Below are 22,996 nucleotides of genomic sequence, written 5' to 3'. Positions count from 1 at the left end.
TTCGGCGGTGGTTCTCGATGACGCATTCCGCAGATTTTTTTCCGGCGGCCGGCGAACCGGCGGTACGCAACGCGGTGCATGCGTTGCGTCCGTCGCTGATCCGGGAAGTGGCGAACGCCGGCTTCGGCGTGCCGGACATGCTGCCGTTCTGGTTCGGTGAATCCGATCGCGTGACGCCGGGCTTCATTCGCGACGCTGCAGCTGCGGCGCTGCGCGACGGAGCGACCTTCTACACGCACAACCTCGGGACTGCGCCGCTGCGTGAAGCGATCGCGGCCTACGTCGGCGCGCGTCACGGCGCGACGGCGGTCGACACGGTAGCCGTGACGAGTTCAGGCGTGAGTGCGCTGATGCTGGCCGCGCAGATGCTGGTCGGTCCGGGCGAGCGCGTCGTCGCGGTCACGCCGCTGTGGCCGAATCTCGTCGAGATTCCGAAGATCCTCGGCGCGCAGGTCGAATGCGTGCCGCTCGGCTATGGCGACGCGGGCTGGCAGCTCGATGTCGGGCGGCTGCTTGCCGCGCTGACGCCCGATACGCGGATGCTGCTGATCAACTCGCCGAACAATCCGACCGGTTGGACGATGTCGCGCGACGATCAGCAGGCCGTGCTCGCCCATTGCCGCCGTCACGGCATCTGGCTTGTCGCCGATGAAGTGTACGAACGGCTCGCGTTCGGCACGGGCGGCGCGCCGTCGTTCCTCGATATCGCATCGCGCGACGAGCGGGTCGTTGTCGTGAATTCGTTCTCGAAGGCGTGGGCGATGACGGGCTGGCGGCTGGGGTGGCTCATTGCGCCGGCATCGGTGATGGGTGACCTGTCGAAGCTCGTCGAATACAACACGTCGTGTGCGCCGGGCTTCGTGCAGGCTGCGGGCGAGGTCGCGCTGCGCGATGGCGAGCCGTTCGTACGGTCGTTCGTCGCGGCGCTACGCGACGCGCGCGATCACCTCGTGGCCGCGCTGCGGACGCTGCCGGGCGTCGAGGTGCTGCCTCCGCCGGGCGCGATGTACCTGTTCCTGCGCCTGCCGGGCGCGGCCGACAGTCTCGCATTCTGCAAGACGCTGGTGCGCGAGGCAGGGCTCGGCCTTGCGCCCGGGTGTGCATTCGGCCCGGAAGGGGAAGGGTTCGTCCGCTGGTGCTACGCATGCGATCCGGCGCGGCTTGACGCGGGCGTCGAACGGCTGCGCCGGTTCATCGCGCGCGGTACGGTTGCCCGTTGAAGCGGGGCCGGAGCGGACGCGGCCGACTGGCGGCGGCCCGCTCGGCCCATCCTCGGTCCATCTTTACGCACCGGACAATTTTGCGTAATATGGCGCTCAGTCACGCGGTTCCGCCGTTGAGCCGTGCTGTTCCGTCCGGTTTGGGCCTGGCCTGAAGTTGGTTCGCCGCCCCCGGTTCGTGCTCCCATCAATATGACCGATCAGAATCGGGCGAGCGCGTCTTCCGTTCCTTTCGTCTGTTTGTTGATCCGGTTCGTTTGACCACAGGGTCTGGCCTAGCTGCATGAATACCCAAGAGGCGAAGATCGTCCTCGAGACTGCTTTGATCTGCGCGCAGGAACCGCTGAAGCTCGGCGATTTGCGCAAGCTCTTTGCCGACGGAGTGTCGGCTGACACGGTCCGCACGTTGCTCGAAGATCTGAAACAGGATTGGTCCGGCCGCGGCGTCGAACTGGTGGCGCTGGCGACCGGATGGCGCTTTCAGAGCAAGCCGGCGATGCGTCATTATCTGGATCGCCTGCATCCCGAGAAGCCGCCGAAATATTCGCGCGCGGTGCTCGAGACGCTCGCGATCATTGCGTATCGGCAACCCGTCACGCGCGGCGACATCGAAGAGATTCGCGGCGTCACGGTCAATACGCAGGTGGTCAAGCAACTCGAGGATCGCGGCTGGATCGAGGTGATCGGTCATCGTGACGTGCCGGGGCGCCCGGCGCTATATGCGACGACCAAGCAGTTCCTCGACGATCTCGGCCTGAAGGCGCTCGACGACCTGCCTGCGCTCGAAGAGCCGGCAGCGAACATCGAGGCCGCGCTGCTTGCGCAGCAGGCAATGGATTTCGACGATCACGCGGCGGTTGTCGGCAGCGCAATGGACGACGCGCCGCAGGCGCAGGCGGATGAATTGCCGGGCGATGCCGCGACCGACGTCGCGTCGACGCAGGAAATCCCGGGCCGCGATACGCTCGATGCTGATCGCGAGCAAACTGAACAGGTTGGCGCCGAAGCAGCGCCGACCGGTGTGCAGCCCGAGCCGCTGCGCGCGGATTGGAACGAGGAAGATCGCAAGCCGGCCGCCGAAGCGGCTGCCGGAGACGGAGCGGAAGCGGCCGGCGACACGCCCGGCGAGGCTGGCCAAGCCGACGCGTCCCGTTCCCGTCCTGCGGACGACGAGATGCTGGACGACACGTCCGACAGTCTCGCGGATGCCGTACGAAGCGCCAGTGCACCCATCGGTGCCGACGCGTTGCCGGACGACGAAGCAGAACCCGAACAGCGTCGCGCCTGATCGCGGCCAACTTCTTGCCGCGCCCGTGTCGGGCGCGAGACCTGACATTTTGAGGTTGTTTTGACAGATATCCACGATATTGAATCGTCCGCGCCTGCCGTGCAGGCAGCGCGTGCCGACGATGCGCCGGAGCAGGACGCTTCGGCCGCGGGTGGCGACGAGCGTCCCCGCCGCGGTTTGCGGCGAGGCCCGCGCAGTCTGATCGCGCGGCGTCGCGCGGCGGCCAAGTCGAAGGGCGAAGGCGAGCCGCAGGGCGGCGAAGGCGCTGACGCGCAGCCGGCCGAGGTTGCCGAAGCGCAGCCGGCGCGTGCGCCGCGCAAGGAAGGTGCGGCCAAGGGCGGTCGCAAGCCTGCTGCCGGCAAGCGCGAAGGCGCGGCCAAGGGCGGCCCGGGCGCTCAGGGCGGCCAAGGCCGACGCGGCGGCGCACCGAAGGCTGAGGGTGGCTCGGTGAAGGCGGAAGGCGATGCGTCCCAGGACGAACTGTTCGCCTACGTGACGTCGCCGGCATTCGACGCGGACAACTCCGCGGGCGGTAGCGGCGTGCGTGCGCCGATGCTGCGCCGCGGCCGCAGCCAGCCGGCGAACAAGCGCGTGCTGTCGCCGGACGACGACGCACCGAAGCTTCACAAGGTGCTGGCGGAGGCGGGGATGGGCTCGCGCCGCGAAATGGAAGAGCTGATCGTCGCCGGCCGCGTGTCGGTGAACGGCGAGCCCGCGCATATCGGCCAGCGCATCATGCCGACCGACCAGGTGCGGATCAACGGCAAGCCGGTCAAGCGCAAGCTGCCGAACAAGCCGCCGCGCGTGCTGCTGTACCACAAGCCGACGGGCGAGATCGTCAGCCACGCAGATCCGGAAGGCCGTCCGTCGGTGTTCGATCGCCTGCCGCCGATGAAGACGGCGAAATGGCTTGCGGTGGGCCGCCTCGACTTCAATACCGAAGGTCTGCTGATGCTGACGACTTCGGGTGACCTTGCGAACCGCTTCATGCATCCGCGCTACAGCGTCGAGCGCGAGTACGCGGTGCGCGTCGTCGGCGAGCTGGCCGAAGGTGCGCGGCAAAAGCTGCTGCACGGCGTCGAGCTCGATGACGGCCCGGCGAACTTCCTGCGCATCCGCGATGGCGGCGGCGAAGGCACGAACCACTGGTATCACGTCGCGCTGGCCGAAGGCCGCAACCGCGAAGTGCGCCGGATGTTCGAGGCGGTCGGCCTGATGGTGAGCCGCCTGATCCGTACGCGCCACGGTCCGATCCCGCTGCCGCGCGGCCTGAAGCGCGGCCGCTGGGAGGAGCTCGACGACGTGCAGGTGCGCAAGCTGCTGGCGGCCGTCGGCCTGAAGGCGCCGTCGGAGGAGAAGGGCAAGCGCGGCGATGCCGGTCAGGCCGAGCGCCGCCAGCCTGATCCGATGGAGACGTCGATGGGTTTCATCAGTCGTGAGCCGGTGTTGACGACGCACGGGCAACTCGACCAGCCGCGTCGTGGCGGCGGTCGGCGCGGCGGGCCGGGCCTGCCGGGCCTGAGCGGCTATGGTAGCCTGCCGGTTGCGCCGTCGGGCTACGGCAACCGCACTGGCGGCGGCCGCGATGGCAACCGTGCAGGCGGCGGTCGTGATGGCAATCGCACGGGCGGTGGCCGCGATGTCGACGGGAACCGCGCGTCGTATGGCGCAGGCCCGAAGCGCGATGGCGCGGGCCCCAAGCGTGGCGGCAGCAAGGGCGGCAATCGCAACCCGAACGGCAATCGTCCCGAGGGCGCCGGCAACGGTGGCGGCCCGCGCGGCGGCCAGCGTCCGCAGCGTACTCGCACGCGCAGCCGCTGAGCGTTCAGGCATACGGCGGCGCAAAGCCGCCGGCGTGCCGGCAAGATCGGCATCCGTCCGGTTTTGTCGGCACGATGCATGGCATTTCTTGCTTTCGACTGTCTATATGTCGCGTGCCGCTGCATGGCCGCCGGCATCGCCGATCTCCGGTGCGGCAGGATGGCGCCGGTTGATCGGGCAGTCCGATTTCACATTTTCGGTCCGTAAAGGCAGACGACGCGCTGCTTTTACCGGCTGGCTTGGCGTTTGCGCCAAAAATCGCTATAATCGCGAAGTCGCTGGGCGTACGGATTCAATGTGCGGCTCAGGTGCGACCACCAGTAGTAAGAAGATGGGCGTTCCGCCCATTTTTTTTTGCTGAAACGGTTAGGCATCTCGGGTAGCGCTTCCTGCGCCGGCTAAGGCGCGCGCCCGCGGGTGAATCGCGAGCGGCGGGCGCGAACACCTGAGAGGACACAGTGCAACTGACGGAACTGATAGAAACCACGGTCACCGGGCTCGGCTACGAGCTGGTGGATCTCGAGCGCACCGGGCGCGGCATGCTTTGCATCTATATCGATCAGCCTGCCGGCATCTCGCTCGAAGATTGCGAAAAGGTCACGCGTCAGCTCCAGCACGTCTTGACGGTCGAAAACATCGATTACGAACGGCTCGAAGTCTCGTCTCCGGGGCTCGACCGCCCGTTGAAGAAACTGGCTGACTTCGAGCGTTTCGCCGGCAACGAAGTTTCCGTGACCTTGAAAAAGCCGCTGGACGGGCGCAAGACGTACCGGGGCATTCTGCACGCGCCGAATGGCGAAACGATCGGTTTGGAATTTGAAGGGAAGAAGGGCGAGGCGGCCATGCTGGATTTCACGCTGGCCGATATCGACAAAGCCCGCCTGATTCCGCAAGTTGACTTTAGGAGCCGCAAATAATGAGTCGCGAAGTGTTGATGCTGGTGGATGCGCTGGCGCGCGAGAAAAACGTCGACAAGGATGTGGTGCTGGGCGCCCTCGAGGCTGCGCTCGCGTCCGCTTCCAAGAAGCTGTTCGACGAAGGCGCCGAAATCCGCGTCCATATTGATCGCGAAAGCGGCGAGCACGAAACCTTCCGTCGCTGGCTCGTCGTACCCGACGAGGCAGGCTTGCAGGAGCCGGATCGCGAGATCCTGCTGTTCGAAGCACGTGAGCAGAAGTCCGACGTCGAAGTCGGCGAGTATGTCGAGGAACCCGTACCGTCGATCGAGTTCGGGCGCATTGGCGCGCAGGCCGCGAAGCAGGTGATCCTGCAGAAGGTCCGCGACGCGGAACGCGAGCAGATCCTGAACGACTATCTCGAGCGCGGCGAAAAGATCATGACGGGTACGGTGAAGCGCCTCGACAAGGGCAACTTCATCGTGGAATCGGGTCGTGTCGAGGCGCTGCTGCGCCGCGATCAACTGATCCCGAAGGAAAACCTGCGCGTGGGCGACCGTGTGCGCGCGTACATCGCGAAGGTCGACCGCACCGCACGTGGCCCGCAGATCGAGCTGTCGCGTACGGCGCCCGAGTTCCTGATGAAGCTGTTCGAGATGGAAGTGCCGGAAATCGAGCAGGGTCTGCTCGAAATCAAGGCGGCAGCCCGCGACCCGGGCGTGCGCGCGAAGATCGGCGTCATCGCATACGACAAGCGGATCGATCCGATCGGCACCTGCGTCGGCATCCGCGGTTCCCGCGTGCAGGCCGTGCGCAACGAGCTCGGTGGCGAAAACATCGACATCGTGCTATGGTCGGAGGATCCCGCCCAGTTCGTGATCGGCGCGCTCGCGCCGGCAGCTGTCCAGTCGATCGTCGTCGATGAAGAAAAGCACTCGATGGACGTCGTCGTCGACGAGAACGAGCTGGCGGTCGCGATCGGCCGCAGCGGTCAGAACGTTCGCCTTGCCGGTGAATTGACCGGCTGGCAGATCAACATCATGACGCCGGACGAATCCGCCCTGAAGCAGGGTGAAGAGCGCGACCGGCTGCGTGCGCTGTTCATGGCGCGTCTCGACGTCGACGAAGAAGTTGCCGACATCCTGATCGACGAAGGCTTCACGAGCCTCGAAGAGATCGCCTACGTGCCGCTCAACGAAATGCTCGAAATCGAGGCGTTCGACGAGGACACCGTGCACGAGTTGCGTAACCGCGCCCGTGACGCGCTGTTGACGATGGCTATCGCGAACGAAGAAAAAGTCGAGAACGCAGCGCTGGATCTCAAGAGCCTCGACGGCATCACGCCGGAGTTGCTTGCGAAGCTGTCCGAACACGCAGTGGCCACGCGCGACGATCTCGCCGAGCTGGCAGTGGATGAACTGGTCGACATGACCGGGATGGAAGAGGATGCCGCTAAGGCGTTGATCATGAAAGCACGTGAACATTGGTTCCAGTGAGAAATGACCATGGCGCACTGATTTGATGGCGGCCGTATGGCCTGACCCGATGCTAACAGCAAGGAATCGGTCCTTGCACTAAGAGGAATGAATGGCGAGTAACAACGTAGCCCAATTTGCCGCGGAACTGAAAATGCCTGCTGGTGTGCTGCTCGAACAGCTGCAGGCAGCGGGCGTCCAGAAAGCGAGTGAAGACGATGCGCTGTCCGAAACGGACAAGGCGCGTCTGCTCGATCATTTGCGCAAGTCGCACGGCGCAACCGACGGCGACAAGCGCAAGATCACGCTGACCCGCAAGCATACGTCGGAGATCAAGCAATCTGACGCGACGGGCAAGGCTCGCACCATTCAGGTCGAGGTCCGCAAGAAGCGCACGTTCGTCAAGCGCGACGACGTGAGCGATGGGGCGGAACAGGGTCAGGAGCAGGTCGCCGAAGCGGACGACGATGCAGAACTGAAGCGTCGCGAGGAAGAAGCGCGCCGCGAGGCCGAGCTGCTCGAGAAGCAGGCGCAGGAACTGCGCGAGCGCCAGGAACACCTCGAGCGCGAGGAAGCCGAACGTCGCGCCCGAGAGGAAGCGGCCGAAGCCGAGCGCCGTCGCGCCGAGGAAGAGGCTGCGGCGAAGCGTGTCGCGGTCGAAACCGCTGCGGCACAGCAGCAGGCGGCAGCGCAGCAGGCCGCCGCGGCCGAGCAGGAAGCGACGAGTGCGCAGTCCGCACAGGACGAAGCACGCGCGGCCGCCGAACGTGCGGCGCAGCGCGAAGCGGCGAAGAAGGCTGAAGACGCTGCCCGCGAAGCGGCGGACAAGGCGCGCGCCGAGCAGGAAGAAATTCGCAAGCGTCGCGAGGCGGCGGAAGCCGAAGCGCGTGCGATCCGCGAAATGATGAACACGCCGCGCAAGGCAGTGGTCAAGGCAGTCGAGCCGCCGAAGCCGGTCGAGCCGCCGAAGCCGGTCGAAGCGAAGGGCACGCTGCACAAGCCGGCGAAGCCGGAAGGCGCGCAAGCGCGTCCGGCCGTGAAGAAGCCGGCCGGTGCAGCACCGGCAACGACGCAGGCGCCGGCAGGCGCGGGCGACCGCAACAAGAAGCCGGGCGCAGGCAAGGGCGGCTGGCAGGACGACGCGTCGAAGCGTCGCGGCATCAAGACGCGCGGCGATTCGAGCGGCGGTGTCGACCGCGGCTGGCGCGGCGGCCCGAAGGGTCGCGGCCGTCACCAGGACAGCGCATCGTCGTTCCAGGCGCCGACCGAGCCGATCGTCCGTGAAGTGCACGTGCCGGAAACCGTTTCGGTTGCGGATCTCGCGCACAAGATGTCGATCAAGGCCTCCGAAGTCATCAAGGTGATGATGAAGATGGGCCAGATGGTCACGATCAACCAGGTGCTCGACCAGGAAACGGCGATGATCGTCGTCGAGGAACTGGGCCACCGCGCGGTTGCTGCGAAGCTGGACGATCCGGAAGCGCTGCTCGTCGAAGGCGAAGCCACTACCGATGCGGAGCAACTGCCGCGTCCGCCGGTCGTCACGGTGATGGGTCACGTCGACCACGGCAAGACCTCGCTGCTCGACCACATCCGCCGCGCGAAGGTTGCCGCAGGCGAAGCGGGCGGCATTACGCAGCATATCGGCGCGTATCACGTCGACACGCCGCGTGGCGTCATCACGTTCCTCGATACGCCGGGTCACGAAGCGTTCACGGCAATGCGTGCACGCGGCGCGAAGGCGACCGACATCGTGGTGCTGGTGGTGGCAGCCGACGACGGCGTGATGCCGCAGACGAAGGAAGCGATCGCCCACGCGAAGGCGGGTGGCGTGCCGATCGTCGTCGCGATCAACAAGATCGACAAGCCGGACGCTAACCTCGATCGCGTCAAGCAGGAGCTGGTCGCGGAAGGCGTCGTGCCGGAAGAATACGGTGGCGATTCGCCGTTCGTGCCGGTGTCGGCAAAGACGGGCGCAGGCATCGACGATCTGCTCGAGAACGTGCTGCTGCAGGCCGAAGTGCTGGAACTGAAGGCACCGGTCGAAGCGCCGGCCAAGGGCATCGTGATCGAAGCGAAGCTCGACAAGGGCAAGGGCCCGGTCGCGACGATCCTGGTGCAGTCCGGCACGCTGAACCGCGGCGACATCGTGCTTGCGGGCTCGGCTTATGGCCGCGTCCGTGCGATGCTCGACGAGAACGGCAAGCCGACGAAGGAAGCCGGCCCGTCGATCCCGGTCGAAATCCAGGGTCTGTCGGAAGTGCCGGGTGCGGGCGAGGAAGTGATCGTGCTGCCGGACGAGCGCAAGGCGCGCGAAATCGCGCTGTTCCGTCAGGGCAAGTTCCGCGACGTGAAGCTTGCGAAGCAGCAGGCCGCGAAGCTGGAAAGCATGCTCGAGCAGATGGGCGAAGGCGAAGTGCAGAACCTGCCGCTCATCATCAAGGCGGACGTGCAGGGCTCGCAGGAAGCGCTCGTGCAGTCGCTGCTCAAGCTGTCGACCGACGAAGTGCGCGTGCAGATCGTGCACAGCGCGGTGGGCGGCATCAGCGAAAACGACGTCAACCTCGCGACGGCATCGAAGGCGGTCATCATCGGCTTCAACACGCGTGCGGATGCACAGGCGCGCAAGCTGGCCGAGTCGAACGGCATCGACATCCGCTACTACAACATCATCTACGACGCAGTGGATGAGGTGAAGGCCGCGATGTCGGGCATGCTCGCACCGGAGAAGCGCGAAGTCATCACCGGTATGGTCGAGGTGCGCCAGGTGTTCAAGGTGCCGAAGATCGGCACGGTCGCCGGCTGTATGGTCACGGACGGTATCGTCAAGCGCTCGTCGTCGGTGCGCGTACTGCGCAACAACGTCGTGATCTTCACGGGCGAACTCGAATCGCTGAAGCGCTTCAAGGACGACGTGAAGGAAGTGAAGCAAGGCTTCGAGTGCGGTATGTCGGTGAAGAACTTCAACGACGTCATCGAAGGCGACCAGTTCGAAGTCTTCGAAGTGACCGAAGTCGCGCGTACGCTGTAATCGTCGCGTATCGGCTCGTGGGCGGGGCAGGCTTGGGCCTGTCCCGCCCATTTTCATGGCGGCTCGCCAGAAGGCGGCCGCATTATCCTGATAAACGAATCAGGGATCGATCATGTCCAGGAAACGTACTTCCCCCAATCGCAACGTTCAGATTGCCGACCAGATTCAGCGCGATCTGTCCGAACTCATCATGCGCGAGGTCAAGGATCCGCGTATCGGTATCGTGACCATCCAGAGCGTCGAGCTCACGCCGGACTACGCGCACGCGAAGGTGTACTTCACGGCGCTGACCGGCGATCCGGCCAAGACGCAGGAGGCGCTGAACCATGCGTCGGGTCACTTGCACAACCTGCTGTTCAAGCGCCTGCACATTCACACGGTGCCGACGCTGCATTTCCACTACGACCAGACGATCGAGAAGGCCGTGGAAATGTCGCGCCTGATCAAGGAAGCGAACTCGACGCGCGCGAAGGACGACGACGAGGCCGACGTACCTACCAAGGACGAGTGAGCTCGACCGGCCTATGACGACTGCAGCACCCCAACGTCCGCGTGTGCCCCGGCGCGCGCTGGACGGCGTCCTCCTGCTCGACAAGCCGGTTGGCCTGTCGAGCAACGATGCGCTGATTCGCGCGAAGCGCCTGCTTCTCGCGAAGAAAGCCGGTCACACCGGTACGCTCGATCCGCTGGCCTCGGGCCTGCTGCCGCTGTGCTTCGGCGAGGCGACGAAGTTCTCGCAGGACCTGCTCGATGCCGACAAGACCTACGAAGCGACGATGCGTCTCGGCCAGCGCACGGCCACCGGCGATGCGGAAGGCGAAGTGATCGATACGCGGCCCGTCGAATGCGACCGCGCAGCGGTGGAAGCCGCGCTCGTGCGCTTCACCGGCGAGATCGTGCAGGTGCCGCCGATGTATTCGGCGCTCAAGCGCGACGGCAAGCCGCTGTACGAATATGCGCGCGCGGGCCAGACCGTCGAACGCGAGGGCCGCAACGTGACGATCCATGCGCTCGGCCTGCTCGCCTGCGAGCTGCCCGACGTGACGTTCCGTGTGACCTGCAGCAAGGGTACGTATGTGCGCACACTGGCGGAAGATATCGGCGAGGTGCTGGGTTGCGGTGCGCATCTGACGATGCTGCGTCGCACGGGCGTCGGCGCGTTGACGCTCGAGCATGCAGTGACGCTCGATGCGCTGTCGGACGCCGCTGAAGCGGCGCGCGATGCGTGGCTTCAGCCGGTCGACGCGCTGCTGTCGACGTTTCCGCTGGTTCGTCTCGACGAAGCCTGCGCGAAGCGGTTTCTGCACGGTCAACGTTTGCCGCTGTCTGCGCTCGATCCGATCGACGCGGTGGAGGGTGAGCGTGTGCGCGTGTACGACGCGGCGCGGCTGCTCGGTGTGGCTCGCAAGGCCAACGGCGTGCTGGCGCCGGAACGCCTCGTGGTGACGGCTGCATGATTCGCGGCGCGCCAAGCGCCGTCGGAACGAAAAAGCCCGGTCGATTTCGACCGGGCTTTTTGTTTGGCGCGCGGGGCGCGGTATCGGGTGGCGCTCAGTGCGCAGCCGACGCCGCCGCACCGGCATCGCCGCCGCCCGCGCGTTCGGGCTTGGTGATCCAGATCAGCGCAATCAGCAGCACGAAGATCACCGCCGAGATGTAGAACAGATCGTTCACGCCGAGCTGCGCGGCCTGTTGCGTGGCCATATTGTTGATGAGCCCGTGCGCCTGGTCCTTCGTCAGTCCGAGGTTGCCCATCTGCGTGACGGCCTGGTTGAACGTCGGGTTGTACGGGTTCGCCTGCTCGACCAGTTGCGCGTGATGGAAGTTGTTGCGGTGGTCCCACGCGGTCTGGAAGATCGACGTGCCGATGCCGCCGCACATGATCCGCACGAAGTTCGACAAGCCGGAAGCTGCCGGGATGCGGTGGCCGGGCAGGCCGGACAACGTGATCGACACGAGCGGGATGAAGAAGCCGGCCATCGCGATACCCTGTACGAGCGTCGGCAACGTCAGCGACCATTCGTCGACACCCGTCGTGTAGCGCGAGCGCATCCAGAAGCACAGCGCGAACGTCAGGAACGCGGCGGTCGCGATATAGCGCGGGTCGGTGCGCGGCAGGAACTTGCCGGTCAGCGGCGACAGCAGGATCGCGAACAGCCCGACCGGCGCCATCACGAGACCCGCGTCGGTTGCCGTATAGCCGATCTGGGTCTGCAGCCACAACGGCAACAGCACGAGATTGCCGAAGTAGAGCCCGTAGCCGACCGCCAGCGCGATCGTGCCGCCCGTGAAGTTGCGCATGCGGAACAGCGACAGGTCGACAACCGGGTGCTCGGCGGTCAGTTCCCAGATCACGAAGAACGCGAACGAGACGATCGCGATCAGCGCGAGCGCGACGATCGTGGTCGATGCGAACCAGTCGAGATCCTTGCCCTTGTCGAGCATGATCTGCAGCGAGCCGACCCACAGCACGAGCAGCGCGAGACCGACGCCGTCGATCGGCGCGCGGCGCACGGTCGATTCGCGCGTGCGATAGATCGACCACGTGGCGAGCGCGGCGGCGATGCCGACCGGGATGTTCACGTAGAAGATCCACGGCCACGAGTAGTTGTCCGAGATCCAGCCGCCGAGGATCGGGCCCGCGACCGGCGCGATCAGCGTCGTCATCGACCACAGCGCAAGCGCCATCGGCGCCTTCGCGCGTGGATAGCTCGACAGCAGCAGCGATTGCGACAGCGGAATCATCGGGCCCGCGACCGCGCCCTGGAGCACGCGCGATGCGAGCAGGAACGGCAGCGTCGGCGCGAGGCCGCACATCCACGACGAGATGACGAACAGGATGATCGACGCGAGGAACAGGCGAACCTGCCCGAAGCGGTCGGTCAGCCAGCCCGTCAGCGGCACCGAGATCGCGTTTGCGACGGCGAACGAAGTGATGACCCACGTGCCCTGGTCGGACGACACGCCGAGGTCGCCCGAGATGGTCGGGATCGCGACGTTTGCGATGGACGTGTCCAGCACGTTCATGAACACCGCGAGCGACACCGCGATCGTCCCGAGCACGAGTTTCCCGCCCTGCAAGGGCGGGTGAGAGGCAGGAGCCTGTGCCATGTCGGTTGTTTTTCCGGAGTCGGAACGGTTACATCATCTTCGCGGCGGCGTTCGACTTCGCCGCAGCCGGCGCCGATGCGTTGCCGCCTGCGTTCTCGGCGACGATGCGGGCGATTTCGGCGTCGGCTTCGTCGCCGTACTTCGCGAACACGTTGGTCTCGTAGACGGTGTTCGGCGCGTTCACGAGCTGGTCGCCGCGTTCGTCCTTGATGTCGACGTCGACCTGCATCGACAGGCCGATACGCAGCGGATGCTTGTCGAGATCCTTCGGGTCGAGCTCGATACGCACCGGCAGGCGCTGCACGACCTTGATCCAGTTGCCGGTCGCGTTCTGCGCCGGCAGCAGCGAGAACGCCGAGCCCGTACCGGCCGAGAAGCCGATGACCTTGCCGTGGTAGGTGACCGACGAGCCGTAGATGTCGGCCGTCATCTCGACCGGCTGGCCGATGCGCATATGCTTGAGCTGGACTTCCTTGAAGTTCGCGTCGACCCACACGGCATTCAGCGGCACCACCGACATCAGCGGCGTGCCCGGCGACACGCGCTGGCCGACCTGCACCGAGCGCTTCGCGACGTAGCCGGTGACCGGCGCCGGCAGCACGTTACGCGCGTTCGCAAGGTACGCGTCGCGAACCTTCGCGGCCGCGGCCATCACGTTCGGGTGCGATGCGATCGTCGTGTTCGCCGTCAGTGCGCGATTCGATGCGAGCTGCTGCTGCGCGGCATCGACCGATGCTTGCGCGGCCTTTACGGCATCGCGTGCATGCGAGATTTCTTCCTGCGACACGGCACCCGTCTGTGCGACGGCCATGCGGCGACGCAGGTCGTCGTCGGCCTTCGACAGGTCGGACTGGCGCAGTGCGACCTGCGCGCGGTACTGGTCGTCGTTGACGAACAGGCCGCGCACCTGGCGCACCGTCTGCGCGAGGTTGGCTTCCGCCTGCTGCAGTGCGACCTGCGAATCGGCCGCGTCGAGCACGACCAGCGGGTCGCCGGCCTTGACCGTCTGCGTATCGTCGGCCTTCACCGCGATCACGGTGCCGGTGACCTGCGGCGTGATCTGCACGACGTTGCCGTTCACGTACGCATCGTCGGTCCCTTCACGGAAGCGGGCGACGAGGAAGTAGTACAGGCCGTACGCGATGGCCGCGATCACGATGACCGCGACGAGCAGCGTCATCATCCGTTTGCGCTTCCCGTTGTTTTGCGACTGTGCGCTGGCGGCATTTTGTTGAGGGTCGCTCATGGCGATTTTCTCCGTCCGTTATTTCGAGTGTCTGCGTAGTGGTGGCGCCGGATCAGTTGGCGGCCTGTTTTGTCGGCTTGTCGGCGTCGGGCGCGGCGAGCGGCGTGCCGGTCGCGTCGAATCCGCCGCCCAGCGCCTTGATCAGCGCGAGTTGCATGTCGCGTCGGCGCATCTTCAGGTTGGTCACCGTCTGCTCCGATGCGAGGCGGTTGCTGTCCGCGGTCAGCACCTGCAGTTGCGGCGACAGGCCGGCCTTGTAGCGAATCACGGCGAGGTCGTACGCGCGCGTCGATGCGTCGAGCGCACGTTGCGCGTCGCCCATCTGGCGATCGACCGCGCGGATCGACGCGACCTGCGTCGCGACGTCATTCAGCGCGTTGATCAGCGTCTGGTTGTAGTTCGCGACCGACAGGTCGAAGTCCGCGTAACGGCCCTTGAGCTGCGCACGCAGCGCGCCGGCGTCGAAGATCGGCAGGTGGACCGCCGGGCCGAACTGCGCCTGGCGACTCGCGAAATTCAGGAATTTGCCCCAGCCGAACGCATCGAAGCCGAAGCCGGCCGCGAGGTTCACGTCAGGGTAGAACTCGGCCTTCGCTTCCTTCACGTCGTGCATCGCAGCCTCGACCTGCCAGCGCGCGGCGACGATGTCGGGGCGGCGCGACACGAGATCGGCCGGCAGGTTGCCGGGCAGCACGACGTCGCCGCTCGGGTTCAGCACGGGCGCCGCGATCTGCAGCCCGCGATCCGGACCCTTGCCGAGCAGCGCGGCGAGCTGGTAGCGCACCGTCGTGATCTGGCCGTCGAGGTCCGACAGCGAAGCCTGGGTCGTCGCGATGTTGCCGCGGGCCGTCTGGCGTTCGACGTTGGTGTCGAGGCCCGCAGACACGCGGCCGTCGGTGATCTTGCCGACCGTCTCGCGGTTGGTGATCTCGCGTTGCGCGATGTCGCGCAGCGCATAGAGCTGCGCGAGCGAGTTATAGCTGCGCGCGACCGACGACGCGAGCGTGATGCGCGCCTGCTGCATGTCGGCTTCAGCCGACTTTTCCTGCGACACGGCAGTGTGCAGGCGTTCGCGGTTCTTGCCCCACAGGTCGAGTTCCCACGAAGCGCTCGCGAGCACGTTGTTCTCGCTGTACCACTGGCCGCCGTACGGAGGCGGGAACAGTGCGTTCGACGAATACAGCTCGCGCGTCCACGAATAGCTGGCTTCTGCCTTCGGCAGCAGGTTCGAGCGCGACGATTCGATGTACGACGAGGCCTTCGCGATGCGTGCCTGTGCCTGCGCGATCGACGGATTGCCCTGAAGGGCTTCGTCGATCAGCTTCGGCAACTGCGGATCGCCGAACTGGTTTGCCCAGTCGAGCGCCGGCCACTGGCCGCCCTGGGCCGGCAGACTCTGGGCGGATTCGAATTGCGACGCGGGGGCGATCTGCTTGTCGCTCTTGATGCCGATGTAGTTCGCGCAGCCCGCCAGCGCCAGTGCGGCGACCGCGGCGGCGACGGCGGCGCGGCACGACCCGGCGCGCACGGACAACGGGGAGGATTTCATCGCGCTGATCCCTGACTCGGAATGAATGATGGACACTGCAAGGATTTCCTTACATTAATCTGTCAAAAGTAATTGTTATGGCAACTATTACGTGATGCTGCCGGCGCCCGTCTCGCAATAGTTGCTGAGAATGCGGCGCAGCATGCTCTTCAGGAACCCGACTTCTTCCGGCGTAAACCCGTCCAGTACCTGATCGAGCACGCTGCGGAAAATGGGCGGCAGCCGTTCGGCAAGCGCGCGGCCTTCGTCGGTCAGTTCGAGGCGCACGACGCGCCGATCCTCGATGCTGCGGACGCGAGACAGCAGGCCGCGTTTCTCGACCCGGTCGAGCAGGCGCGTGACCGCGCTCGCGTCGATCCCGTATTCGCGCGCCAGCTCGGCGGCCGTCGAGCACTTGCCGACCGCGATCATGAACAGCATGCTCGCCTGCGTGCCCGTGATGCCGAGCTCTTCCTGCGTGCGTTGCGTGACGAGGTTGGTCATCACCGACTTCACGCGCGACATCAGATAACCGACGCTGTCGTTCATCTGATATGAAGACAGCGGCGACACGGGCGATTGGTTAGAAGAATCCGACATAAAACCCTGAAGCTGCAATAGTTGACTAGGCAGCAGTATAGGCACAGTTGCTTGCCGCGGCAAATGTTAATCGAACGGCAAAGGGCGCGCTTCGCGGGGCAAAAATCCCTTGTCTCGATAAGGTTTTTCGGCTTGCCGGTCGCGTATTCGGTCGATTTGTCTGTCCGGAAGGGGGCGGGGCGGCCCGATTCGTTGCGTTGCGCTGCACCCGTCAGCTCTCGACATTCTCACGTGCTATAATTTGTGGCTTTCCAAGCTGCAATGTGCGTGCGCCCGTGAAAAACGAGCGGGCGCGTTTGCGCGTTCAATCGATTTCCAGGTTTCTATGACCCGCGCCCTTCGCAATATCGCCATCATCGCCCACGTCGACCACGGCAAGACTACGCTCGTCGACCAACTGCTCCGCCAGTCCGGCACCTTCCGCGAGAACCAGCAGATGGTCGAGCGCGTGATGGACTCGAACGACATCGAAAAAGAGCGCGGGATCACGATTCTCGCGAAGAACTGCGCGGTCGAGTACGAAGGGACGCACATCAACATCGTCGACACGCCGGGGCACGCGGACTTCGGTGGTGAGGTCGAGCGCGTGCTGTCGATGGTCGACTCGGTGCTGCTGCTGGTCGACGCCGTCGAGGGTCCGATGCCGCAGACGCGCTTCGTCACGAAGAAGGCGCTCGCGCTCGGCCTGAAGCCGATCGTCATCGTCAACAAGATCGATCGTCCGGGCGCACGGATCGACTGGGTCATCAACCAGACCTTCGACCTGTTCGACAAGCTCGGCGCAACCGAAGAGCAGCTCGACTTCCCGATCGTCTACGCATCGGGCCTGAACGGCTATGCGTCGCTCGACCCGGCCGCGCGCGAAGGCGACATGCGTCCGCTGTTCGAGGCGGTCCTCGAGCACGTGCCGGTCCGTCCGGCCGACCCGGATGCGCCGCTGCAGCTGCAGATCACGTCGCTCGACTATTCGACGTATGTCGGCCGGATCGGCGTCGGCCGCATCACGCGCGGCCGCATCAAGCCGGGCCAGCCGGTCGTGATGCGCTTCGGCCCGGAAGGCGACGTGCTGAGCCGCAAGATCAACCAGGTGCTGTCGTTCACCGGGCTCGAGCGCGTGCAGGTCGACTCGGCCGAAGCGGGCGACATCGTGCTGATCAACGGCATTGAAGATGTCGGCATCGGCGCGACGATCTGCGCGGTGGATACGCCGGAAGCGCTGCCGATGATCACCGTCGACGAGCCGACGCTGACGATGAACTTCCTCGTCAACTCGTCGCCGCTCGCGGGCCGTGAAGGCAAGTTCGTGACGAGCCGCCAGATCCGCGACCGCCTGATGAAGGAACTGAACCACAACGTCGCGCTGCGCGTGAAGGACACCGGCGACGAAACGGTGTTCGAAGTGTCGGGCCGCGGCGAACTGCACCTGACGATTCTCGTCGAGAACATGCGCCGTGAAGGCTACGAGCTGGCCGTGTCGCGTCCGCGCGTCGTGATGCAGGAAATCGACGGCGTGAAGAGCGAGCCGTACGAGCTGCTGACGGTCGACGTCGAGGACGAGCACCAGGGCGGCGTGATGGAAGAACTCGGTCGCCGCAAGGGCGAAATGCTCGACATGGCGTCGGACGGCCGCGGCCGCACGCGTCTGGAATACAAGATCTCGGCACGCGGCCTGATCGGCTTCCAGAGCGAATTCCTGACGCTCACGCGCGGCACGGGCCTGATGAGCCACATCTTCGACTCGTACGCACCGGTCAAGGACGGCTCGGTCGGCGAGCGTCGCAACGGCGTGCTGATCTCGCAGGACGACGGTGCCGCCGTGGCGTACGCACTGTGGAAGCTGCAGGATCGCGGTCGCATGTTCGTGAAGCCGGGCGATGCGCTCTATGAGGGCATGATCATCGGCATCCACAGCCGCGACAACGACCTGGTCGTGAACCCGATCAAGGGCAAGCAACTGACCAACGTGCGTGCGTCGGGTACCGACGAGGCCGTGCGTCTCGTGCCGCCGGTCCAGATGTCGCTGGAATACGCGGTCGAATTCATCGACGACGACGAGCTCGTCGAGGTGACGCCGCAGTCGATCCGCCTGCGCAAGCGCTTCCTGAAGGAGCACGAGCGTCGCCGCGCGAGCCGCGAAGGCGCGGTCGACTAAGCGATTTGATCGTTCCCGTGCATGACGAAAAAGGCTGCCTCGTGGCAGCCTTTTTCGCATCCGCGCGGCGCGCAATCGGATTGTCTGCAAAACACTGTTCCCGGAGGTCGCGGCAATCGGGCAAAACCCCGCCGCGCGGTGCTTTCAGCCGCATTTCGCCGTGAGCTTCGGTATCGGTTCTGTGATATGCTGCGCGCACGCAAGTTTTAGGTCCTTCCAAGCAAGACTTGATTCGCAATCCGCTAAACGGTCAGGCCGTGTCGCGGAAGGTTGAGTAACCCGCTATTTCTCGAGAAGCTCGAAGAAAGGTGAGCGTAAAATGTCAGATGTAATGAAGCAGTTTCAGCTGAACTCCTATCTGTTCGGCGGCAATGCTTCGTACGTTGAAGAACTGTACGATGCATACCTCAACAATCCGGCGTCAGTGCCAGAAAACTGGCGAGAGTACTTCGACGCGCTGCAGAATGTGCCTGCAACGGACGGTTCGAATGCCAATGACGTCGCGCACTTCCCGATCGTCGAATCGTTCGCCGAGCGTGCGAAGGCCAATGCCTTCGTCCCGCGCGAAAGCACCAGCAATCTCGCGGCCGCGCGCAAGCAGGTCCACGTTCAGTCGCTCATCAGCGCCTATCGTTTCCTCGGCTCGCAATGGGCCAATCTCGATCCGCTGAAGCGTCGCGAACGTCCCGCCATTCCCGAACTCGAACCCGCGTTCTACGATTTCTCCGAAGGCGACCTCGATCAGACGTACAGCGCGAGCAACCTGTATTTCGGTTTCGACCAGGCTTCGCTGCGCGATATCGTCAAGGGTCTGCGCGACACGTACTGCGGCACGATCGGCGCCGAGTACATGTACATCAGCGACCCGGAACAGAAGCGCTGGTGGCAGGAGCGCCTGGAGTCGACCCGCGCGACGCCGCAATTCTCGATCGAAAAGAAGAAGCACATCCTGAATCGCCTGACGGCATCGGAAGGCCTCGAGCGCTATCTGCACACCAAGTACGTCGGCCAGAAGCGCTTCTCGCTCGAAGGCGGTGAAAGCTTCATCGCGGCGATGGACGAAGTCGTTCAGCACGCGGGCAAGAGCGGCGTGCAGGAAATCATCATCGGCATGGCGCACCGTGGCCGTCTGAACGTGCTGGTCAACACGCTGGGCAAGATGCCGGCCGACCTGTTCGCCGAATTCGAAGGCAAGCACGTCGACGACCTGCCGGCCGGCGACGTGAAGTACCACAAGGGCTTCTCGTCGGACGTGTCGACGGAAGGCGGCCCGGTCCACCTGTCGCTCGCGTTCAACCCGTCGCACCTCGAAATCGTGAACCCGGTGGTCGAAGGTTCCGCAAAGGCGCGGATGGACCGTCGTGGCGACGAAGACGGCCTGCAGGTGCTGCCGGTGCAGATCCACGGCGACGCGGCCTTCGCGGGCCAGGGCGTCGTGATGGAAACGCTGAACCTCGCGCAGACGCGCGGCTACGGCACGCACGGCACGCTGCACATCGTCATCAACAACCAGATCGGCTTCACGACGTCCGACCCGCGCGACGCGCGCTCGACGCTGTACTGTACCGACGTCGTCAAGATGATCGAGGCGCCGGTGCTGCACGTGAACGGCGATGATCCGGAAGCCGTCGTGCTCGCGACGCAAATCGCGATCGACTACCGGATGCAGTTCCACAAGGATGTCGTGATCGACATCGTCTGCTTCCGCAAGCTGGGTCACAACGAGCAGGACACGCCGGCCGTCACGCAGCCGCTGATGTACAAGAAGATCGCGCAGCACCCGGGCACCCGTGCGCTGTACGCCGAGAAGCTCGTGCAGCAGGGCGTGATCGCCGCGGACGACGCCGACAACTACGTGAAGGCGTACCGCAAGGCGATGGACGACGGTCACCACACGGTCGACCCGGTCCTGTCGAACTACAAGAGCAAGTACGCGGTCGACTGGGTTCCGTTCCTGAACCGCAAGTGGACGGATGCGGCCGACACGGCCGTGCCGCTCGCAGAACTGAAGCGCCTCGGCGAACGCATCACGACGGTCCCGGAAAACTTCAAGGTCCACCCGCTCGTCGAGCGCGTGATCAACGACCGCCGCAACATGGCGCGTGGCGACCAGCCGCTCGACTGGGGCATGGGCGAGCACCTCGCGTTCGCGTCGCTCGTCGCATCGGGCTACTCGGTACGCCTGACGGGTCAGGATTCGGGCCGCGGCACGTTCACGCACCGTCACGCGGTGCTGCACGACCAGAACCGCGAGCGCTGGAACGACGGCACGTACGTGCCGCTGCAGAACATCGCGGAAGGCCAGGCGAAGTTCACGGTGATCGACTCGGTGCTGTCGGAAGAAGCCGTGCTGGGCTTCGAATACGGTTACTCGACCGCCGAGCCGAATACGCTCGTGCTGTGGGAAGCGCAGTTCGGCGACTTCGTCAACGGCGCGCAGGTCGTGATCGACCAGTTCATCTCGTCGGGCGAAGTGAAGTGGGGCCGCGTGTCGGGCCTCACGATGCTGCTGCCGCACGGCTATGAAGGCCAGGGTCCGGAGCACTCGTCCACGCGTATCGAGCGTTTCCTGCAACTGTGCGCGGATCACAACATGCAGGTCGTTCAGCCGACGACGCCGGCGCAGATTTTCCACCTGCTGCGTCGCCAGATGATCCGCCTGTTCCGCAAGCCGCTGATCATCGCCACGCCGAAGTCGCTGCTGCGTCACAAGGAAGCGGTGTCGGACCTGTCGGAACTGGCGAAGGGTTCGTTCCAGCCGGTGCTGGGCGAAGTCGACGGCGGCATCGACGCGAAGAAGGTCAAGCGCGTGCTGGCGTGCTCGGGCCGCGTGTATTACGACCTCGTCGCACATCGCCGCGAAGCGAAGGCGAACGACGTCGCGATCATCCGTATCGAGCAGCTGTATCCGTTCGCGCACAAGCAGTTCGAAGCCGAAATGAAGAAGTACGAGAACGCGACTGAAGTGGTCTGGGTGCAGGACGAGCCGCAGAACCAGGGCCCCTGGTTCTACGTCGAGCACCATCTGAAGGAAGGCATGAAGGAAGGGCAGAAGTTGGCATACAGCGGCCGTCCTGCTTCGGCCTCGCCGGCGGTTGGCTACTACGCGAAGCACTACGAGCAGCAGAAGGCCCTGATCGAAGGTGCTTTCGGCCGCCTGAAGAGCGCATCGATCGCGAAATAACCGACGGAAGCGAAACGGGAAGGCGCCATGCGCTTTCCCGTCTCTTTTGGCCCGCCGGGCGCGTTGCGCGCCGCATCGGCCGAAGGAATCGCACGAACCTCGTCATTACCCAGATTAAGCATCCAGGAAAATCACATGGCTATCGTAGAAGTCAAAGTCCCCCAGCTTTCGGAGTCGGTTTCGGAAGCGACCATGCTGCAGTGGAAGAAAAAGCCGGGCGAAGCAGTCGCGCAGGACGAAATCCTGATCGAACTCGAGACCGACAAGGTCGTGCTCGAAGTGCCGGCGCCGGCAGCGGGCGTGCTCGCGCAAGTGTTGCAGAACGACGGTGACACGGTGGTTGCCGATCAGCTGATCGCTACGATCGATACCGAAGCGAAGGCAGGTGCAGCCGAAGCAGCGGCGGGCGCCGCCGAAGTCAAGCCGGCAGCAGCGCCTGCTGCAGCCGCACCGGCAGCACAGCCGGTCGCCGCAGCGGCATCGTCGGCCACCGCATCGCCGGCCGCATCGAAGCTGCTGGCCGAGAAGGGCCTGTCGGCGGGCGACGTTGCAGGTTCGGGCCGCGACGGCCGCGTCACGAAGGGCGACGCGCTGGCCGCGGGCAGCGCACCGAAGGCCGCTCCGGCAGCCGCACCGGCAAAGGCCGCTGCGAAGCCGGCGTTGCCGGAAGTGAAGGTGCCGGCGTCGGCGACGGCGTGGCTGAACGACCGTCCGGAACAACGCGTGCCGATGTCGCGCCTGCGTGCGCGTATCGCCGAGCGTCTGCTCGAATCGCAGCAGACCAACGCGATCCTGACGACGTTCAACGAAGTCAACATGCAGCCGGTCATGGACCTGCGCACGAAGTACAAGGACAAGTTCGAGAAGGAACATGGCGTGAAGCTCGGCTTCATGTCGTTCTTCGTCAAGGCGGCCGTGCACGCGCTGAAGAAGTTCCCGCTCGTGAACGCGTCGATCGACGGTAACGACATCGTCTATCACGGCTACTTCGACATCGGTATCGCGGTCGGTTCGCCGCGCGGCCTCGTCGTGCCGATCCTGCGCAACGCGGATCAGCTGAGCCTCGCCGAGATCGAAAAGAAGATCGCCGAATTCGGCCAGAAGGCGAAGGACGGCAAGCTGTCGATCGAGGAAATGACGGGCGGTACGTTCTCGATCTCGAACGGCGGCGTGTTCGGCTCGATGCTGTCGACCCCGATCATCAACCCGCCGCAGTCGGCAATCCTCGGCGTGCACGCGACGAAGGAGCGTCCGGTCGTCGAAAACGGCCAGATCGTGATCCGTCCGATCAACTATCTCGCGCTGTCGTACGACCACCGGATCATCGACGGCCGCGAAGCCGTGCTGTCGCTCGTCGCGATGAAGGATGCGCTCGAGGATCCGGCACGCCTGCTGCTCGACCTGTAAGCCGAGTTTCACCGCATTGACCCGCTCCGCACGGGGG

The 22,996-nt window shown here is 65.0% G+C and carries 15 protein-coding genes; 11 read left to right on the top strand and 4 right to left on the bottom strand.

The features are described from left to right. The first annotated feature begins 17 nt into the window (after window positions 1-17). The 8 genes from BFF94_RS30970 to truB all read left to right on the top strand — a co-directional run bounded on the left by BFF94_RS30970 (window position 18) and on the right by truB (window position 11,188). A complete protein-coding gene (locus BFF94_RS30970) occupies window positions 18-1,220 on the top strand; it encodes a pyridoxal phosphate-dependent aminotransferase (protein ID WP_128842229.1) in 1,203 nt (400 codons plus the stop codon). A gap of 283 nt (window positions 1,221-1,503) precedes the next feature. Further along, entirely contained in the window at window positions 1,504-2,508 is a 1,005-nt protein-coding gene (gene scpB / locus BFF94_RS30965; protein ID WP_128842230.1) for an SMC-Scp complex subunit ScpB, read from the top strand. A gap of 60 nt (window positions 2,509-2,568) precedes the next feature. Further along, window positions 2,569-4,329, top strand: coding sequence for a 23S rRNA pseudouridine(2605) synthase RluB (gene rluB / locus BFF94_RS30960; protein WP_219140195.1), 1,761 nt, complete (start codon window positions 2,569-2,571; stop codon window positions 4,327-4,329). A 458-nt stretch (window positions 4,330-4,787) separates the two neighbouring features. Further along, window positions 4,788-5,246 (top strand): ribosome maturation factor RimP, encoded by a 459-nt coding sequence (gene rimP / locus BFF94_RS30955; RefSeq protein WP_128842231.1) that lies wholly within the window; start codon window positions 4,788-4,790, stop codon window positions 5,244-5,246. Next, window positions 5,246-6,721 (top strand): transcription termination factor NusA, encoded by a 1,476-nt coding sequence (gene nusA, locus BFF94_RS30950; RefSeq protein ID WP_128842232.1) that lies wholly within the window; start codon window positions 5,246-5,248, stop codon window positions 6,719-6,721. Before rimP ends, nusA begins: the two co-directional genes overlap by 1 nt. Before the next feature lie 91 nt (window positions 6,722-6,812). Next, entirely contained in the window at window positions 6,813-9,731 is a 2,919-nt protein-coding gene (gene infB / locus BFF94_RS30945; RefSeq protein ID WP_128842233.1) for a translation initiation factor IF-2, read from the top strand. A gap of 112 nt (window positions 9,732-9,843) precedes the next feature. After that, complete coding sequence (rbfA, locus tag BFF94_RS30940; protein ID WP_128842234.1) at window positions 9,844-10,242, top strand: 30S ribosome-binding factor RbfA; 399 nt, start codon at window positions 9,844-9,846, stop codon at window positions 10,240-10,242. Window positions 10,243-10,255: 13 nt separating this feature from the next. Next, window positions 10,256-11,188: a tRNA pseudouridine(55) synthase TruB gene (truB, locus tag BFF94_RS30935; RefSeq protein WP_128842235.1), complete on the top strand. Its 933-nt coding sequence runs from the start codon at window positions 10,256-10,258 to the stop codon at window positions 11,186-11,188. 94 nt (window positions 11,189-11,282) lie between these two features. Here the strand turns inward: truB and BFF94_RS30930 are convergent, their stop codons facing one another. The 4 genes from BFF94_RS30930 to BFF94_RS30915 form a co-directional block, all read right to left on the bottom strand. Next, window positions 11,283-12,842, bottom strand: coding sequence for a DHA2 family efflux MFS transporter permease subunit (locus tag BFF94_RS30930; protein WP_128842236.1), 1,560 nt, complete (start codon window positions 12,840-12,842; stop codon window positions 11,283-11,285). A gap of 28 nt (window positions 12,843-12,870) precedes the next feature. Continuing rightward, window positions 12,871-14,088 (bottom strand): HlyD family secretion protein, encoded by a 1,218-nt coding sequence (locus BFF94_RS30925; protein WP_128842237.1) that lies wholly within the window; start codon window positions 14,086-14,088, stop codon window positions 12,871-12,873. Window positions 14,089-14,140: 52 nt separating this feature from the next. Beyond that, complete coding sequence (locus BFF94_RS30920; RefSeq protein WP_128842238.1) at window positions 14,141-15,637, bottom strand: efflux transporter outer membrane subunit; 1,497 nt, start codon at window positions 15,635-15,637, stop codon at window positions 14,141-14,143. Window positions 15,638-15,724: 87 nt separating this feature from the next. After that, the gene (locus BFF94_RS30915) at window positions 15,725-16,216 is read right to left on the bottom strand and encodes a MarR family winged helix-turn-helix transcriptional regulator (RefSeq protein WP_128842239.1); all 492 of its coding nucleotides are present in this window, start codon (window positions 16,214-16,216) and stop codon (window positions 15,725-15,727) included. Between the two features lie 325 nt (window positions 16,217-16,541). On the opposite strand from BFF94_RS30915, the gene typA reads away from it, so the two are divergent. The 3 genes from typA to odhB all read left to right on the top strand — a co-directional run bounded on the left by typA (window position 16,542) and on the right by odhB (window position 22,959). Further along, entirely contained in the window at window positions 16,542-18,368 is a 1,827-nt protein-coding gene (gene typA / locus BFF94_RS30910; RefSeq protein WP_128842240.1) for a translational GTPase TypA, read from the top strand. 319 nt (window positions 18,369-18,687) lie between these two features. After that, window positions 18,688-21,552 carry a 2-oxoglutarate dehydrogenase E1 component gene (locus BFF94_RS30905; protein WP_128842242.1) on the top strand — a complete coding sequence of 955 codons (2,865 nt, stop codon included), beginning with the start codon at window positions 18,688-18,690 and terminating at the stop codon, window positions 21,550-21,552. Window positions 21,553-21,687: 135 nt separating this feature from the next. Then, window positions 21,688-22,959, top strand: coding sequence for a 2-oxoglutarate dehydrogenase complex dihydrolipoyllysine-residue succinyltransferase (gene odhB, locus BFF94_RS30900; RefSeq protein WP_219140194.1), 1,272 nt, complete (start codon window positions 21,688-21,690; stop codon window positions 22,957-22,959). Window positions 22,960-22,996 lie beyond the last annotated feature (37 nt).

It is taken from the genome of Burkholderia catarinensis (assembly GCF_001883705.2).
Classification (GTDB): domain Bacteria; phylum Pseudomonadota; class Gammaproteobacteria; order Burkholderiales; family Burkholderiaceae; genus Burkholderia; species Burkholderia catarinensis.
The sequence above is the reverse complement of the archived record's forward strand: the minus strand, read 5'-3'. Positions and strand labels throughout refer to the sequence as shown.

Excerpts from the sequence above, each read along its gene's own strand:
- BFF94_RS30970 (WP_128842229.1), top strand. The coding sequence starts at position 18 with ATGACGCATTCCGCAGATTTTTTTCCGGCGGCCGGCGAACCGGCGGTA.
- scpB (WP_128842230.1), top strand. The coding sequence starts at position 1,504 with ATGAATACCCAAGAGGCGAAGATCGTCCTCGAGACTGCTTTGATCTGC.
- nusA (WP_128842232.1), top strand. The coding sequence starts at position 5,246 with ATGAGTCGCGAAGTGTTGATGCTGGTGGATGCGCTGGCGCGCGAGAAA.
- infB (WP_128842233.1), top strand. The coding sequence starts at position 6,813 with ATGGCGAGTAACAACGTAGCCCAATTTGCCGCGGAACTGAAAATGCCT.
- rbfA (WP_128842234.1), top strand. The coding sequence starts at position 9,844 with ATGTCCAGGAAACGTACTTCCCCCAATCGCAACGTTCAGATTGCCGAC.
- truB (WP_128842235.1), top strand. The coding sequence starts at position 10,256 with ATGACGACTGCAGCACCCCAACGTCCGCGTGTGCCCCGGCGCGCGCTG.
- BFF94_RS30930 (WP_128842236.1), bottom strand. The coding sequence starts at position 12,842 with ATGGCACAGGCTCCTGCCTCTCACCCGCCCTTGCAGGGCGGGAAACTC.
- BFF94_RS30925 (WP_128842237.1), bottom strand. The coding sequence starts at position 14,088 with ATGAGCGACCCTCAACAAAATGCCGCCAGCGCACAGTCGCAAAACAAC.
- BFF94_RS30920 (WP_128842238.1), bottom strand. The coding sequence starts at position 15,637 with ATGAAATCCTCCCCGTTGTCCGTGCGCGCCGGGTCGTGCCGCGCCGCC.
- BFF94_RS30915 (WP_128842239.1), bottom strand. The coding sequence starts at position 16,216 with ATGTCGGATTCTTCTAACCAATCGCCCGTGTCGCCGCTGTCTTCATAT.
- typA (WP_128842240.1), top strand. The coding sequence starts at position 16,542 with ATGACCCGCGCCCTTCGCAATATCGCCATCATCGCCCACGTCGACCAC.
- BFF94_RS30905 (WP_128842242.1), top strand. The coding sequence starts at position 18,688 with ATGTCAGATGTAATGAAGCAGTTTCAGCTGAACTCCTATCTGTTCGGC.
- odhB (WP_219140194.1), top strand. The coding sequence starts at position 21,688 with ATGGCTATCGTAGAAGTCAAAGTCCCCCAGCTTTCGGAGTCGGTTTCG.